The following is a 14,014-nucleotide window of genomic DNA, read 5'->3' on the forward strand; positions in this document are numbered from 1 at the left end:
GAGAGCCCGGCGTTTTTCATTTCGGCCGCCTTCGCTCTCTTTCCTCCCCACTCTGTGGGAAGGGGGACCGCGTAGCGGTGGAGGGGCCGCCCTCAACCGACGAGACGCCCCTCCGCCACGGCGCTATCGCGCCACCTCTCCACGGAATCGGACGAAAGCCCCGCCATCCCCTGCGAACCTCGCATCGCCCCTTCCACAAAAACAACGCCCTAGGCTCGTTTCAGACCGCTTTGCTCGCCGAGGTCCATCTCGCGCCTAGACTTCGCGCATGACCGCCCAGACCTCCCGCCCCAGAGACTTCTCCGCCCAGGCCGGCCCTCCCGCCGCCCCGGATTGCACCAATTGCACTGTTTTTTTGCGGCGCCGTGCAATCCCGCCCACGAAAAACGGCGGCTCCCGCGAGGAAGCCGCCGTTTCCATGTCAGCCGCGTCGCGGGATCAGAAGGCCCAGCGCGCGCCCACCGAGGCGACCACGGCCGAACCCTTGGCGCCGCCGCGCAGGTGCGAGGTCGTCGCCGCCGGCGTGCCTGCATAGAAGGTGCGGTCGTCGAAGATCTGGCTGTCGCTGAAGGCGATATAGGTCAGGCCGGCGTCGACTTTCAGGCCGTCACGCACCTCGGCGGTGCCGCCCGCCGAGAACAGCCAACGGTTGGCGTCCGGGATACGGGCCGTGCGCAGACTGTCGCGGGTCGGGGTCGGATCATAGCCGACGCCCGCGCGCAGGGTGACCTTGTCGTTCAGGGCGTAGTCGGCCCCGATCGCGCCCGTGGTCACATCCTTGTAGTTCTGCGGGATCGAGTCGCCGCCGCCCGGAAAGGCGACGTCGATGGACTGGAACTCGCTCCAGCCGATGCGGTTGACCTGGGCGTTCAGGGTCAACTTGTCGCTGACGGCATAGCGCACCGAGGCCGAGGCGAACCACGGCGTGGTGAAGCTGGCCGTCCCCCGGGTGGCGACGTTGGCGCCCGCCAGCGGACCCAGCAGGCCCGAAATGACGACGTCGCCGTCCAGTTCGTGCTTGATCTTCGACCGATAGCTCAGACCGAAATCCCACGGCCCCTTGTGGGCTTGGGCGCCGACGTTCCAGCCATAGTCCCAGCCGTCGCCTTCCAGAGAATTGGCGCCGTCCGGCAGCAGGGGCGACAGGTTGGGCAGGGCCGAGGTCAGCTTGGCCTTGACGTGCTGGGCGTTGAAACCGGCGCCGACGTCCAGCCAGTCCGTGACCTGCATCGCCGCCGTCAGCCCCGCGTCCACCGTGCGCAACTTCGACGTCAGGGCGTCGTAGCGAGCGAAGGAGGCGGCATTGTACTTGGTGGTGAAATTGTAGGGCGCGGCCAGGGCGAAGGCGACGGCGAACCGGTCGCCGATCGGGGTCGCGATGGCGAAATTCGGCGCCAGGCCGCTCTCGATCGGGTCGATGTTGTGGCCCAGCCCCTGCACCGGCAAGGTGGTTCCGCCCGGATAGGTGATGGTCGAACCGGCGTTGTCGACGGTCGAGTCGATCTTGAGCCCATGGGCGCCGACATAGAGTTCTCGGCCGCTGCGGGCGATGGCGGCGGGGTTCCACCACAGGGAGGCGACGCCGCGATCAGCGGCTTCGCCGGAATAGGCCCGACCGGCGCCCCGCACCGACTGTTCCTGCAGATAGAAGGAGCCGGCCAAGGCCGGGGCGGCGACGCCGGCCATCAGGACCGAGGTCAGGGTCAGGCCGCCAAGGCGGCCGATCGTCCTGGGAGTCATTTCTGTTCACCTATTGCGCCAGCCCGTCGTCCATGCGGCGAGCCGTTGTCGGGGAGGGACGCAAGCTTAGCGTTCACGTCGAGAAAGCGTTGCATGCGTGGCCCCTGTCGGACCGCAAATCGGCAAAAGCGTGGCGGCGAAATCGCACAACTTCAAACCTTTGAGAGATTAGGCTACGGCAATTTCAATACCTAAAGAACGAAGTTCTTGAGAAAAATCGTGTGCCGCAGCGTCAACTTCCGCCACATCGCGACCACGGATCACCAGTTGGGTACCGACCTCCCCGTCGGTCCCGAGGCCGAACGGATAGCTGCCGAACGAGAGGTCCGGCCGGGCGTCGGCGGCGGCCCTCAGAACATCGGCGATCGCGCTTTCGCCCACGCCGACGACGCGGATCGTGCGGGCGTGAACCACCGCCCCGGTGCGCAGGCGGGGCGCCACGTCCTGCAGCATGGCCGTCATGATCTTGGGCACGCCGGCCATGACGAAGACGTTGCCGATCTGGAAGCCCGGCGCGTCGGTGACCGGATTGGCGATCAGCGTCCCGCCTTCGGGAATGCGGGCCATGCGCCGCCGCGCGGCGTTAAACTCGCCCGGGCCGTAGCGCCGTTCCAGGATCGCCAGCGCCTCGGGATGCTCCCGCACCGCCACGCCGAAGGCCGCCCCCACGGCGTCCGCCGTGATGTCGTCGTGCGTCGGCCCGATGCCGCCCGTGGTGAAGACATAGTCATGGGTCGCGCGCAGGGCGTTCAGCGCCCCGACGATCCGGTCCTGCCGGTCGCCAACCGTACGCGCCTCCTCCAGGTCGATCCCCAGCGCCGCCAGGAAGCGGGCGAGGGTGTTGAGGTTCACGTCCTGGGTCCGGCCGGACAGGATTTCGTCGCCGATGATCAGGACCGCAGCGGTGGGGGCGGATTGAGCGGTCATCGGCTTCAGATAGGCGCCGCCTGCCCCCGCGTCATCGCCGCCGCCTGACGGGGTTGAGCTTTTGTGCTAGGCTCGCCATCTGACTCTCAAAGCCACAGCGCCACTCCCCCAGCGTCGGCGCGCCCGAAAGTAGATCATGTACGAGACCCCCGACCTGGATAACGACGCCTTCGTCCGCAGCCACGAGATCCGCATCCACGACGCGGAGGCCTTCGAGGGCATGCGCAAGGCCGGCCGCCTGGTGGCCGAGGCGCTGGACATGATCGGCGAGCACGTGAAGCCGGGCGTCACCACCGGCGAACTGGACGATCTGGTGCGCGAGTTCACGCTGGAACGCGGCGGCGTGCCCGCCTGCCTCGGCTACAAGGGCTACACCCGGACGGTCTGCACCTCGATCAACCACGTCGTCTGCCACGGCATTCCCGGCGACAAGGTTCTGAAGGACGGCGACATCGTCAACATCGACCACACCGTCATCGTCGACGGCTGGCACGGCGACAGCAGCCGCATGTATCCGGTGGGCGAGATCAACGCCCGCTCCAAGAAGCTGATCGACGTCACCTATGACGCCCTGGAACTGGGCCTGGCCCAGGTCAAGCCGGGCGCCACCTTCGGCGATATCGGCTACGCCATCCAGAAATTCGTCGAGGCCCAGCGCATGAGCGTGGTCCGCGACTTCTGCGGCCACGGCATCGGCCGCATCTTCCACGACAGCCCCAATGTCCTGCACTACGGCCGTCGCGGCGAGGGGGCCGTGCTCAAGCCGGGCATGTTCTTCACCGTCGAGCCGATGGTGAACCTGGGCAAGCCGGCGGTGAAGGTCCTGTCCGACGGCTGGACCGCCGTGACCCGCGACAAGTCGCTATCGGCCCAGTGCGAACACACCATCGGGGTGACGGAAGACGGACTGGAAATCTTCTCCGCCTCGCCGAAGGGCCTGTTCCGCCCGAAATTCTGAGTTAGTCTCCCCTTCGGGGGAGGCTGATGCTCGATCAACCGCCGGAAGAACCAAAGTCGAAACCGCACCACGCCGGTCATCGCGAACGGCTGCGCGAACGCGCGCGCGGCGCGGGCCTCCACCACCTGCCCGACTATGAACTGCTCGAGCTCTTCCTGTTCCGCAGCCAGCCGCAGGGCGACGTCAAACCGATCGCCAAGGCCCTGCTGACCCGCTTCGGATCGTTGGCCGCCGTCCTGGCCGCCTCGGTCGAGGACCTGATGACCGTCCGCTCCGAGGACACGCGCGGTCGTTCCAAGGGGGTCGGCGCCGAGACCGCCCTGGACTTGGCGGCCCTGCACGAGGTCTCGCGCCGCGTGACCAAGGAAGAGGCCAACAAGCGCACCGTCATCTCGTCGTGGACGGCGCTGCTGGCCTATGTCCGGCTGTCGCTGCAGCACGAACCGCGCGAACAGTTCCGCGTCCTCTACCTCGACAAGAAGAACCAGTTGATCCTCGACGAGATCCAGAACCGGGGCACGGTGGACCACGCCCCCGTCTATCCACGCGAAGTGGTCCGCCGGGCGCTGGAGTTGTCGGCCAGCGCCATGATCATCGTCCACAACCACCCCTCGGGCGACCCGACCCCCAGCCGCGCCGACATCGACATGACCCAACAGGTGGTCGAGGCCGCCCGCTCCCTGTCCGTCCAGGTGCACGACCACCTCATCGTCGGCCGCGAAGGCGTGGCCAGTTTCAAGCAATTGGGTTTGATGTGACCATCCTGACCACCGACCGCCTGACCCTGAGCCCCGTCGCCGCCAGCGACATGGACGACCTGGTCGCCCTGTGGGCCGACGAGGCCTTCACCCGCCACATCATGGGGCGCGGCCTGTCCGAGGAAGAGGTCTGGTTCCGCTGCCTGCGGGACCTCGGCCACTGGCAGGCCAAGGGTTACGGCAACTGGTCGATCCGCGAGACGGCGACGCAGGCCTATGTCGGCAGCGTCGGCGTTCTGGACTACCGCCGCGAGATGGATCCGCCGTTCGACGCGCCGGAACTGGGCTGGGGCGTCGCCCCTGCCTTCCAGGGCCAGGGCCTGGCGCAGGAAGCCTTGCAGGCCGCCCTGGTCTGGACCGACGCCTATCGGCTGGAGCCGCGCACCGTCTGCATGATTTCGCCCGACAATATGCCGTCGGTGAAGCTGGCCCAGCGGGTCGGCTATCGCCCCTACGCCGAGGCCGACTACAAGGGCTCGACCGTCACCCTGTTCGAACGCCCGCGCACGGTCGCGGGCTGACAGACCCGGCGCCCCTCATTAAGGTTTACCGTTCAGACTTGTCCCGCGTGTTTCGAGAGTAGCCCCCATGCCCATGTCCGCCGACGTCCTGCGCGCCCATCTGGTCGAGGCCTTTCCCGATGCGGACATCGCCATCGAGGATCTGGCCGGCGACGGCGATCACTATCGCGCCCGGATCGTCTCGACAGCCTTCAAGGGCCTGCCGCGCGTGCGCCAGCACCAGTTGGTCTACGGCGCCCTGAAAGGGCAGATGGGCGGTGAACTACACGCCCTGGCCCTGGAGACCTCGGCCCCGGCCGAGGTGGTCTGACCGATGCGCTATCGCCCGTTCGGCTCCTCCGGCGCAGCGGTCTCAGGCCTGACCCTAAGCTTAGGCGTGGACGCGCTCGCGCGTGGTCCGGCCGCCCTCAAGGAACTGATCTTCACCGCGCTGGAAGCCGGAGTGAACAGCTACCACCTCGAGAACGCCGACCCGGCGCTGGCCGAGATCGTCGGCGAGGCCCTGGGCCATGTCGAGCGGCGGCTGGTCTGCGTGAGCATGACCCTGGGCGTCGGCGACGGCCGCCGGCAGGGCTTCCGCGACTTCTCCGCCGAGGCGCTGAGCCGTTCCTTCGACCAGGCGCTGCACGCCTCGGGCCTGGACTGGTTCGATCTGGCCGTGCTGGACCAACCCGCCGACGACGAACTGCCCCAGGCCTCGCTGATCGCCCTCAAGGCACTGCGCAAGGCGGGTCAGGTGCGGCTGCTGGGGGTGTCGGGCGACGACCCGGTGATGGACATCTATGTCTCGACCGGGGCGTTCGACGTCCTGTTCACGCCGTTCCACGCCAATGTCGAATGGCGCATCCGCTCGCGGATGCGGGCCGCGCGCGAACGCGACATGGCCATCTTCACCTACGACTACTTCCCCGAAAGCCTGTCGACAGAGCGCAAGGCCGCCGGCGCGGGCGCGGCCCCCAAGAAGAAGGGGCTGTTCGGCTTCGGCGGCAAGGCGGCGGAGACAGGCCTGGCCAACGCCGGCTCCTTCGCCTTCCTGCACCAGACGCCGAACTGGAACGCCGAAGACATCTGCCTGGCCTTCACCCTGACCGATCCGGCCATCGCCAGCGTGCTGGTCCGCGCCATCAATCCCGAGCGGATGGAGGCCCTGGCCGCCGTGCCCGAGCGCGACCTGCCGCCCGGCCTGTCGGCCCAGATCGAAATGGCGCGCGTGGGGTCGGCGTCGGCGGCAGCCTAACGCCCCGTCTTCTAGCCGCCCATCGCCACGAACGGGCCGTTGAGGAAGCCCGGCTTGCCGTAGGCCAGCCGCGCCCCGTCCGACCCCAGCACCCGGCCGCCTGCGGCCTCCAGCACCGCCTGTCCCGCCGCCGTGTCCCATTCGGACGTCGGTCCGGTGCGCGGATAGGCGTCGAAACGCCCCTCGGCAATGAGGCAGAATTTCAGCGAGGAATCCGTCCCCTGCCACTGGCTGCAGCCGTGGCGGGCCGCCAAACGCGCGGCCTCCTCGTCGGTCACGCTGTGGCTCAGCAGGGCGATGCCCTCGGCCGGGCGATCGCGCACCTTGATCGGCCGCCAGGCCTCGCCGAAAGCGCGCCGCACGGCCCCCTTGCCGGGAGCCGTCGAGGCCCAGGTGACGCTCGACGCCGGAGCCGTCACCACGCCCGCGACCGGAGCGTCGCCATGGATCAGGGCGATGTTGACGGTGAAGCTCTCGCGGCCCTGGATAAAGCCCTTGGTGCCGTCCAGCGGATCGATCAGCCAGAACCAGTCGTCGACCGAAGCCGGGGCGCCGTCGGCGGCCACCGCCTCCTCGGCCACGGCCTGCACCTCGGGCCAATGTTCGGCCAGACGCTTCAGAATCAGAACCTCGGCGGCGCGGTCGGCCTCGGTCACCGGGCTGGCGTCGGACTTGGTCTCGACCGCCGTGCCGACACGCCAGAAGGGCAGGATGACGCGCGCGGCCTCCTCGGCGATGTCGGCGATGATCTCGGCGAGGGCGCCGGAAGCGAGGTCGGTCTCGATGGAGTGCGTCATGTTCCGTCCCCGATAGCCCATGCGCCCGGTTTCACGAACCGGCAAATCAGGTCAGCCTTAACCATTCCCGATTGCAGACCGTCCGAGCGATGACCTTTACCGACCTCTCCGCCGACCTCTCCGTCACCGACCTGCCAGTCGACGGCGCCGACCTGGCCGCCTTTATCGCGGGCAAGCTGTGCCATGACTTCATCAGTCCGGCGGGCGCCATCATGTCGGGTCTCGACCTGCTGGAGGACCCGACCGCCCAAGACATGCGCGACGACGCCATGGGCCTGATCCGCCAGAGCGCCGGGAAGATGGTGGCCCTGGTCCACTTCGCCCGCGTGGCCTTCGGCGCCGCCACGACCAGCGAACAATTCACCGCCGCCGAACTGCATGGTCTGGTCGCCGGCCTGACCGAGGGTGGGCGCGCGACCCTGGACTGGCGCATGAACGGCGAGGTCTTTTCCAAGCCCGAGGCCCGCGCCCTGATCAATCTGGCCTGGATGACCCTGGCGGCCCTGCCGACAGGCGGAACCGCGACCATCACCGCGCGGCGCGAAGACGGCGCTGTCCTGCTGATCGGCTCGGCCGAGGGCGCGCGTGCCCGGCTCAAGGCCGAGGCCGTGGTCGGCCTGAAGGGCGAGCGGCTGACCGAGGGCCTGGCGGGGCAATGGATCCAGCCCTACTGGCTATGGCTGACGGTGCGCGAGGCGGGCGGGAGGCTGGACCTGGCGAGCCAAGACGGTCGCGTCAGCCTGGTCGCCCGCATGCCGGCCCACGCGCCGGCTTGAGTTTACACGGTTCCAACCGTGCGTTACCGCCAGCCATCATGACGCGAACAAGGTTCGCCGTTCACGCCTAACGGGACGATGCCCTTGGACCCCAGAACCTGCCTGATCGTCGATGACAGCCGGATCATCCGCAAGGTCGCGCGCCGCATCCTCGAGAGCCTGGGCTTCGAGGTGGACGAAGCCGCCGACGGCTCCGAGGCCCTGACCTACTGCATGAGCGCCCTGCCCCATGTGGTGCTGCTGGACTGGCAGATGCCGGTGATGGACGGCCTGACCTTCCTGCGTCGCCTGCGCGACCTGCCCGGCGGCCGCGCGCCCAAGGTGCTGTTCTGCACCATCGAGACCCGCGCCGACCGGATCGCCGAAGCCCTGTCCGCGGGGGCCGACGATTATGTTATGAAGCCTTTCGACGGCGAGATCCTGCAATCCAAACTCGCCGAAGTGGGAGCTGTGCAGTCGCCGTCATGACGCCGGAAGATTTTGATCGCCTTCAGACCTTGCTGGCGACACGCGCCGGCTTCCGGCTGACGCGTGACCGGATGCATCTGGCCGAACACCGGCTGGGTCCGGTCGCCCGGCGCGAGGGCTATCACAACGTGGAGGCCATGCTGTCGTCGCTGTGGAGCAAGCCTGTCGCCTCGCTCGGCTGGGCGGTGATCGAGGTCCTGCTGAACGGCGAGACCTGGTTCCGCCGCGACCGCGCCGTCTTCGACATCTTCGCCCGCGAACTGATGCCCGCCCTGACGGCCGCCCGTCCCGGCAGCAAGGTGCGGCTGTGGTCCGCCGGGGCCTCGACCGGCCAGGAAGCCTATTCGCTGGCCATCGCTGCGCTTGAAAACAGCGCCGACGTCGAGATCCTCGCCACCGACCTGTCGCGCCTGTCCGTCGAAAAGGCGGCCTCGGGCCTCTACACCTCGTTCGAGATTCAGCGCGGCCTGTCGGCCCGGACCATGCTGCGCTGGTTCGAACAGGCCGACGATCAATGGCGCGCCCGCCCCGAACTGCGCGCCGCCGTGAGGTTCGAACGCGCCAATCTGCTGGACGAGCCCGCCGACGACGGCCGCTTCGACGTCATCTTCTGCCGCCATGTGCTCGGCGATCTGGAGCCCGCGCGGCGCGCGCGCGTGCTGGACGGGCTGGAGCGGCGGTTGGTCGACGACGGCTGCCTCTTCCTCGGCGTGGACGAACGCCCTGAAGGCGACAGCATCGCCTTCCGTCCCGTGGCCGGACGCCCCGGCCTCTATGTCAAGGCGCCCGCCGCCCTGCGCCGCGCGGCCTAGGCGTTCAGGCTGAATACAAAGGCGGCGTGAAGAGACCCGTCGTCGCCCGCTTGCCATCCGGCCGCGGCTCGGCCCTACTGCCCCCTGGGATCGGGGAGGATCACACCTATGCGGCTGGCTCTGCTGTTCGGATCGCTGGCGCTGGCGCTGGGCCTCGCCGTCCTGACCACTCAGGTCCCCAAGCCCGCGGCGATAGACGCGCCCGCCGCCGCCTTCTCGGCCGCGCGGGCCATGACCGACGTCGAACAGATCGCCCGCGCCCCGCATCCGGTCGGGTCGCCCGAACACGACCGCGTCCGCGCCTATCTGACCGCGCGCATGACCCAGCTGGGCCTGTCGCCGCAGGAACAGTCCGGGCCGCTGTCGCCGGGTTCGATCCAGCGCCTGAAGAAGGCGGGCGGCGATCCCGACGCGGCGAACAATCAGGCGATCAACCTGATCGGCGTCCTGCCCGGCAAGGATCGCAGCCAACCCGCCGTCATGCTGATGGCCCACTATGACACCGTGGTCGGCTCGCCCGGCGCGGCCGACGATTCCACCGGCGTCGGCGCCGTGCTGGAGGCTGTCCGCGCCATCGAGGCGCGCGGTCCGGCCGAGCGCGACCTGATCGTCCTGCTGACCGACGCCGAGGAGCTGAATCTCGACGGCGCGCGCATCTTCTTCGGCGGCCATCCGCTGCGCGACCACATCGGCGCCGTAGTCAATCTGGAGGCTCGCGGCGGCGGCGGTCGCGCCGCCATGTTCGAGACCGGGCGCGAGGCCGGCCCGACCATAGATCTGTTCCGCCGCGCCGCCGACCGTGCCGACGGCGGGACCACCGCCACCTCCCTGGCCGTCTTCATGTACGAGCGGATGCCCAACGGCACCGATTTCACCATCCCCAAGGATCGCGGAATCGGCGGGCTGAACTTCGCCTTCATCGGCCGCCCGGCCCAGTACCATTCGGCCGACGCTGTCCCCGCCAACCTCGACCGGGGCGGACTGCAGCACATCGGATCGCAAGCCCTGGAAGCCGCCGACGCCCTGCTGCGCGCGCCGGCCCTGCCCGCCAAGGGACCCAACAAAGTCTATGCCGACGTCTTCGGCCGCCTGATGCTCAGCCATTCGGCGGCGACCGGCTGGGCCCTGCTGGGGCTGACCGCCCTGTTCGGCGGTTTCGCCGCCTGGCGCGCCCGCCGCGCTGTCGGCCTGACCGCCGGACAGGTCGCTCGCGGCCTGCTGGACGGGTTATGGTTCCTGTCCGCCGGACTGGTGCTGGCCCAGGCTGTGCGCCTGCTGGCCGGGCCCGTCGTCACCCGCCACATCTCGTCCGAAACCTATTACGTCCTGCTGCGCCGCCTGCCGTGGATGGAGGCGGGCGCGGTTCTGGCCATCCTCGCCCTGGTCTTGCTGTTCCTCACCGGCGCACGCCGTCCGCGTCCACGAACGGTCGCCGGGGTCGTCGCCGTCCTGACCCTTCTGGTCCTGCTGATCGGCGGCTTCAGCCCGGTCATGCTCGGCGCAGGCCTGGTCGCCGCCGCCCTGTCGCTGTGGCCGCTCAAGGCGCCGACCTCGACCTGGGGCGGCTGGCTCGGCCTGATCGCCCTCGCCTTCCTGCTCGGCTGCATCGTCCAGAGCGCAGCGCCCGAGGCCGCCCTCCTGTTCGTCTGGCCCGCCTTGCTGGCGGCGACAGCGGCGGCCCTGTCCGCCCTGATCTGCCCTGACCTGACCCGGCCCGCCAGCCTGACCCCGCCCGCCGTAGCCGGCGTCGTGGGCGGCGCCTGGCTGATGGGACTGGGCCATTTCGTCTTCCTCGGCATCGGCATGGACCTGCCCGGCGCCCTGGCCCTGATCGGCCTGCTGGTCCTGCTGTTCCTGCGCCCGCTCGACCCGCCCGTCGGCGCGACCCGTCCGGTGTTGATCGGGGCGGCCGCCTGCCTGATCCTCGCCTGCGGCCTCAGCCTCGCCGCCCGCTTCGCCGAGCCGACGCCCGCCGTGGCCGAGGCCCTGCCCTGATCGCCCACCGCTGGCGAAACCTCGTCCGAACGTCTATCGCACCCTCATGTCCAACGATCCCGTCCTCGTCACCGGCTCCGCCGGCTTCATCGGCTTCCACACCGCCCGGCGGCTGCTGGAGCGCGGCGAGACGGTCATCGGCCTCGACAACCTCAACGCCTACTACGACCCGGCGCTGAAGCAGGCCCGTCTGGCTCAGCTTCAGGCCTGGCCCGCCTACCGCCACCACACGCTGGATCTGGCCGACCGCGCCGGCGTCGCCGCCCTCTTCGCCGAGCACAAACCGCGCCGCGTCGTCCACCTCGCCGCCCAGGCCGGGGTCCGCTACAGCCTCGAAGCGCCCGAGACCTATGTGGATTCCAACGTCGTCGGCTTCCTCAGCATCCTCGAGGGCTGCCGCGCGGTGAAGGCTGCCAACCTCGTCTTCGCCTCGACCAGCTCGGTGTTCGGCGCCAACGCCGCCCTGCCCTTTTCGGTGCGCGACCCGGCCGACCATCCGCTGACCGTCTATGCGGCGACCAAGCTGGCCAATGAGGCCATGGCCCATTCCTACGCCCACCTGTTCGGCTTCCCGGCCACGGGCCTGCGCTTCTTCACCGTCTATGGACCGTGGGGCCGCCCGGACATGGCCCTGTTCAAATTCACCCGCGCCATCCTCAAGGACGAGCCGATCGACGTGTATGGCGAAGGCAAGATGTCGCGCGACTTCACCTACGTCGACGACATCGTCACCGGCGTGGTCGCGGCCCTGGATCGCCCCGCCGCCATCGACCCGACCTGGGACGCCAAGGCCCCCAACCCGGCCACCAGCGGCGTCGCCCCCTGGCGCATCCTCAACCTGGGCGCGGGCCGCCCCGTCGCCCTGATGCGCTACATCGAGGTGCTGGAGCAGAAACTGGGCCGCAAGGCCAAGCTGAACCTCATGCCCATGCAGGACGGCGACGTCGCCAATACCGAGGCCGACGTCACCGACACCCTGGCCGCCCTCGACTACGCCCCCTCCACCCCCGTGGAAGACGGCGTCGGCCATTTCGTCGACTGGTACTGCAACTTCTACCGCGAGAACTGAGCCCGCGCGGGCTGGAGGAACGCCAGCGTCGCGAACAGGGCGATGAACGCAAGGAGGCCGCCCGCGGCGAAGGTCGCCGGCGCCCCGATGCGGGACCACAGGGCGCCGGCGAGCACGCTGGCCGCCAGCAGAGCGACGCCGCTCGTAAGATTGAAAACGCCAAAGGCGGTGCCCCGCATACGGATCGGCGCCGCATCGGCGACGAGCGCCGCCAGCACCCCTTGCGTCAGGCCCATGTGAAGCCCCCAGAGCGCCACGCCCGCGAACACGCCGGGAACCTCGGCGTTCATGGCCAACACCGCGTCGGCGACGACCAGCACGACCAGGCCCACGATCAGCAGCCGCTTCCTGCCTATGCGGTCGGACAGCCCTCCCGCCGGCGCGGCCGCAGCAGCGTAGACGATGTTCATGATCACCAGCACGAGAGGGACCAGCGCGACCGCCAGCCCGGCATCCCGAGCGCGCAGGATCAGGAAGGCCTCGCTGAAGCGCGCCAGGGTGAACACGCTTCCGATGCCGACGACCGTCCAATAAGCGGCGCCCATCCCGCGCACCTCACGCCAGCGGATCGGCGTCTGCGCGCGCTCCGATTCCGGCGCGCTTCGCGGCTCCTTCACCGTGAAGACCAGCAACATCACCGCGATCACCGCCGGAACGACCGCCCATGCGAACACCGCCCGAATGTCGTTTGCAAACATCACCATCAGGCCGATTGCGGTCATGGGGCCAAGGAAGGCGCCGACGGTATCCAGAGATTGCCGCAGCCCGTAAGCCGCCCCCCGCGCCTCTGGATCTGCGAGGTCAGCGATCAGCGCGTCTCTAGGTGCGTCGCGAACGCCCTTGCCGACGCGATCCACGAACCTCGCGCCGAGCACTTCGAAGGGCGTGACGGCGAGCGGGAACACGGGTTTTGACAGGGCAGCGAGGCCATAGCCGATGACCACAAGCATCTTGCGGCGCCCCAGCCTGTCGCTCAGCCAGCCAGAGAAGAGCTTGGCGATCGACGTCGTCGCTTCAGCGACCCCCTCGATCACCCCGACCAGCATCGCGCTGGCCCCGAGGGCGCCGACAAGAAACACCGGCAGAAGGGCATGGATCATCTCCGAGGAGATATCCATGAACATCGAGACGAACCCGAGCGCCCATACCCCGCGAGGAACCGATTTCAAGCGCTTCAGCACGGCCGCCCTCGATCAAATCGGGACCGCACCAATATCAGATCGCCCGGCGAGCGTCGCTCTGTCCGACCTGGCGCCCGGTTCACGACCTTGCGAACACGTCATCGCGCGAGTCGTAGGAAAGGCTGCGAAACTGGCCTGAGATCACTGCCTGCTATGGAATGCCTTGGTGGAGCCGAGGGGAGTCGAACCCCTGACCTCGTCATTGCGAACGACGCGCTCTACCAACTGAGCTACGGCCCCGACCGACAGGCAGGGGCGGAGATAAGCGGGGCGTCGGGGGAGTGTCAACGGGTCGCGGAGGAATCCTTGGCGTTCGGCCGTGGCGCCGCTAGAAGCGAACGGGTTTCAAGGGAATTTCCGCAATGGGCATCGGCGCCGGCGTCATCGGCTTCATCTTCTTCGTGCTGGGCGCGCTGCTACAGTTGCTGCTGTTCGCCATCATCGCCAATGCGATCCTGAGTTGGCTGTTCGCCTTCGACGTCATCAACTATCGCAACCGGTTCGTGGCCCAGGTGGCCGAGTTCCTGGACCGGTTCACCAGCCCGGTGCTGGCGCCGCTGCGCCGGGTGATCCCGCCGCTCGGCGGCATCGACCTGACGCCGATCGTGGCCCTGCTGATCATCCAGGGCGTTCAAGCCTTTCTGCTGGAGCCGCTGCGTCTGGCGGCGCTGAACCTGGTCGGCGCCTACTGAGGCGGCGTTGAGGCGCGGACACGGGCGGCGAGGAATCTCGACCCCGCCCGATTCCGCCCCTTGCGCGCGGCGGGCGGGCTCCT

15 protein-coding genes and 1 tRNA gene are annotated in these 14,014 nt (G+C 68.8%); 11 read left to right on the top strand and 5 right to left on the bottom strand.

Annotation, left to right across the window (positions count from 1 at the left end):
• Nucleotides 1-438: 438 nt before the first annotated feature.
• Together AB4Y68_RS08235 and AB4Y68_RS08240 are read right to left on the bottom strand one after the other, a co-directional pair.
• On the bottom strand, nucleotides 439-1,740 hold the full coding sequence (locus AB4Y68_RS08235) for an OmpP1/FadL family transporter (protein ID WP_441455038.1): 1,302 nt from the start codon (nucleotides 1,738-1,740) through the stop codon (nucleotides 439-441).
• 168 nt (nucleotides 1,741-1,908) lie between these two features.
• Nucleotides 1,909-2,667: a competence/damage-inducible protein A gene (locus AB4Y68_RS08240; protein WP_441455040.1), complete on the bottom strand. Its 759-nt coding sequence runs from the start codon at nucleotides 2,665-2,667 to the stop codon at nucleotides 1,909-1,911.
• A 136-nt stretch (nucleotides 2,668-2,803) separates the two neighbouring features.
• Between AB4Y68_RS08240 and map the strand changes: the two genes are divergently transcribed.
• The 5 genes from map to AB4Y68_RS08265 all read left to right on the top strand — a co-directional run bounded on the left by map (nucleotide 2,804) and on the right by AB4Y68_RS08265 (nucleotide 6,141).
• Complete coding sequence (gene map, locus AB4Y68_RS08245) at nucleotides 2,804-3,625, top strand: type I methionyl aminopeptidase (protein WP_441455041.1); 822 nt, start codon at nucleotides 2,804-2,806, stop codon at nucleotides 3,623-3,625.
• 26 nt (nucleotides 3,626-3,651) lie between these two features.
• Entirely contained in the window at nucleotides 3,652-4,383 is a 732-nt protein-coding gene (radC, locus tag AB4Y68_RS08250; protein WP_441455042.1) for a RadC family protein, read from the top strand.
• Nucleotides 4,380-4,904, top strand: coding sequence for a GNAT family N-acetyltransferase (locus tag AB4Y68_RS08255; protein ID WP_441455043.1), 525 nt, complete (start codon nucleotides 4,380-4,382; stop codon nucleotides 4,902-4,904). The genes radC and AB4Y68_RS08255 overlap by 4 nt, the downstream gene beginning before the upstream one ends.
• A gap of 67 nt (nucleotides 4,905-4,971) precedes the next feature.
• Nucleotides 4,972-5,214 (top strand): BolA/IbaG family iron-sulfur metabolism protein, encoded by a 243-nt coding sequence (locus AB4Y68_RS08260; protein ID WP_441455044.1) that lies wholly within the window; start codon nucleotides 4,972-4,974, stop codon nucleotides 5,212-5,214.
• Nucleotides 5,215-5,280: 66 nt separating this feature from the next.
• Nucleotides 5,281-6,141, top strand: a complete 861-nt coding sequence (locus AB4Y68_RS08265) for an aldo/keto reductase (protein ID WP_441455045.1) — start codon at nucleotides 5,281-5,283, stop codon at nucleotides 6,139-6,141.
• An 11-nt stretch (nucleotides 6,142-6,152) separates the two neighbouring features.
• Here the strand turns inward: AB4Y68_RS08265 and cysQ are convergent, their stop codons facing one another.
• Nucleotides 6,153-6,938: a 3'(2'),5'-bisphosphate nucleotidase CysQ gene (cysQ, locus tag AB4Y68_RS08270; protein ID WP_441455046.1), complete on the bottom strand. Its 786-nt coding sequence runs from the start codon at nucleotides 6,936-6,938 to the stop codon at nucleotides 6,153-6,155.
• 89 nt (nucleotides 6,939-7,027) lie between these two features.
• Here cysQ and chpT point away from each other — a divergent pair, with 89 nt between their 5' ends.
• The 5 genes from chpT (at nucleotide 7,028) to AB4Y68_RS08295 (ending at nucleotide 12,058) form a co-directional block, all read left to right on the top strand.
• Nucleotides 7,028-7,714 carry a histidine phosphotransferase ChpT gene (gene chpT / locus AB4Y68_RS08275; protein WP_441455047.1) on the top strand — a complete coding sequence of 229 codons (687 nt, stop codon included), beginning with the start codon at nucleotides 7,028-7,030 and terminating at the stop codon, nucleotides 7,712-7,714.
• Nucleotides 7,715-7,792: 78 nt separating this feature from the next.
• Complete coding sequence (locus AB4Y68_RS08280) at nucleotides 7,793-8,182, top strand: response regulator (protein ID WP_441455049.1); 390 nt, start codon at nucleotides 7,793-7,795, stop codon at nucleotides 8,180-8,182.
• Nucleotides 8,179-8,994, top strand: a complete 816-nt coding sequence (locus tag AB4Y68_RS08285; RefSeq protein WP_441455050.1) for a CheR family methyltransferase — start codon at nucleotides 8,179-8,181, stop codon at nucleotides 8,992-8,994. Before AB4Y68_RS08280 ends, AB4Y68_RS08285 begins: the two co-directional genes overlap by 4 nt.
• A gap of 108 nt (nucleotides 8,995-9,102) precedes the next feature.
• Nucleotides 9,103-10,989: a M28 family peptidase gene (locus AB4Y68_RS08290; RefSeq protein ID WP_441455051.1), complete on the top strand. Its 1,887-nt coding sequence runs from the start codon at nucleotides 9,103-9,105 to the stop codon at nucleotides 10,987-10,989.
• 46 nt (nucleotides 10,990-11,035) lie between these two features.
• Entirely contained in the window at nucleotides 11,036-12,058 is a 1,023-nt protein-coding gene (locus AB4Y68_RS08295; protein ID WP_441455052.1) for an NAD-dependent epimerase, read from the top strand.
• Here AB4Y68_RS08295 and AB4Y68_RS08300 read toward each other — a convergent pair.
• Together AB4Y68_RS08300 and AB4Y68_RS08305 are read right to left on the bottom strand one after the other, a co-directional pair.
• Nucleotides 12,043-13,239: an MFS transporter gene (locus AB4Y68_RS08300; RefSeq protein ID WP_441455053.1), complete on the bottom strand. Its 1,197-nt coding sequence runs from the start codon at nucleotides 13,237-13,239 to the stop codon at nucleotides 12,043-12,045. The genes AB4Y68_RS08295 and AB4Y68_RS08300 overlap by 16 nt on opposite strands.
• A gap of 164 nt (nucleotides 13,240-13,403) precedes the next feature.
• Nucleotides 13,404-13,479, bottom strand: a tRNA-Ala gene (locus tag AB4Y68_RS08305).
• 122 nt (nucleotides 13,480-13,601) lie between these two features.
• Here AB4Y68_RS08305 and AB4Y68_RS08310 point away from each other — a divergent pair.
• Entirely contained in the window at nucleotides 13,602-13,931 is a 330-nt protein-coding gene (locus AB4Y68_RS08310) for a YggT family protein (RefSeq protein ID WP_441455054.1), read from the top strand.
• Nucleotides 13,932-14,014: the final 83 nt, after the last annotated feature.

The sequence above is a fragment of the Brevundimonas sp. 2YAF1 genome, from assembly GCF_052114745.1.
Classification (GTDB): Bacteria; Pseudomonadota; Alphaproteobacteria; order Caulobacterales; family Caulobacteraceae; genus Brevundimonas.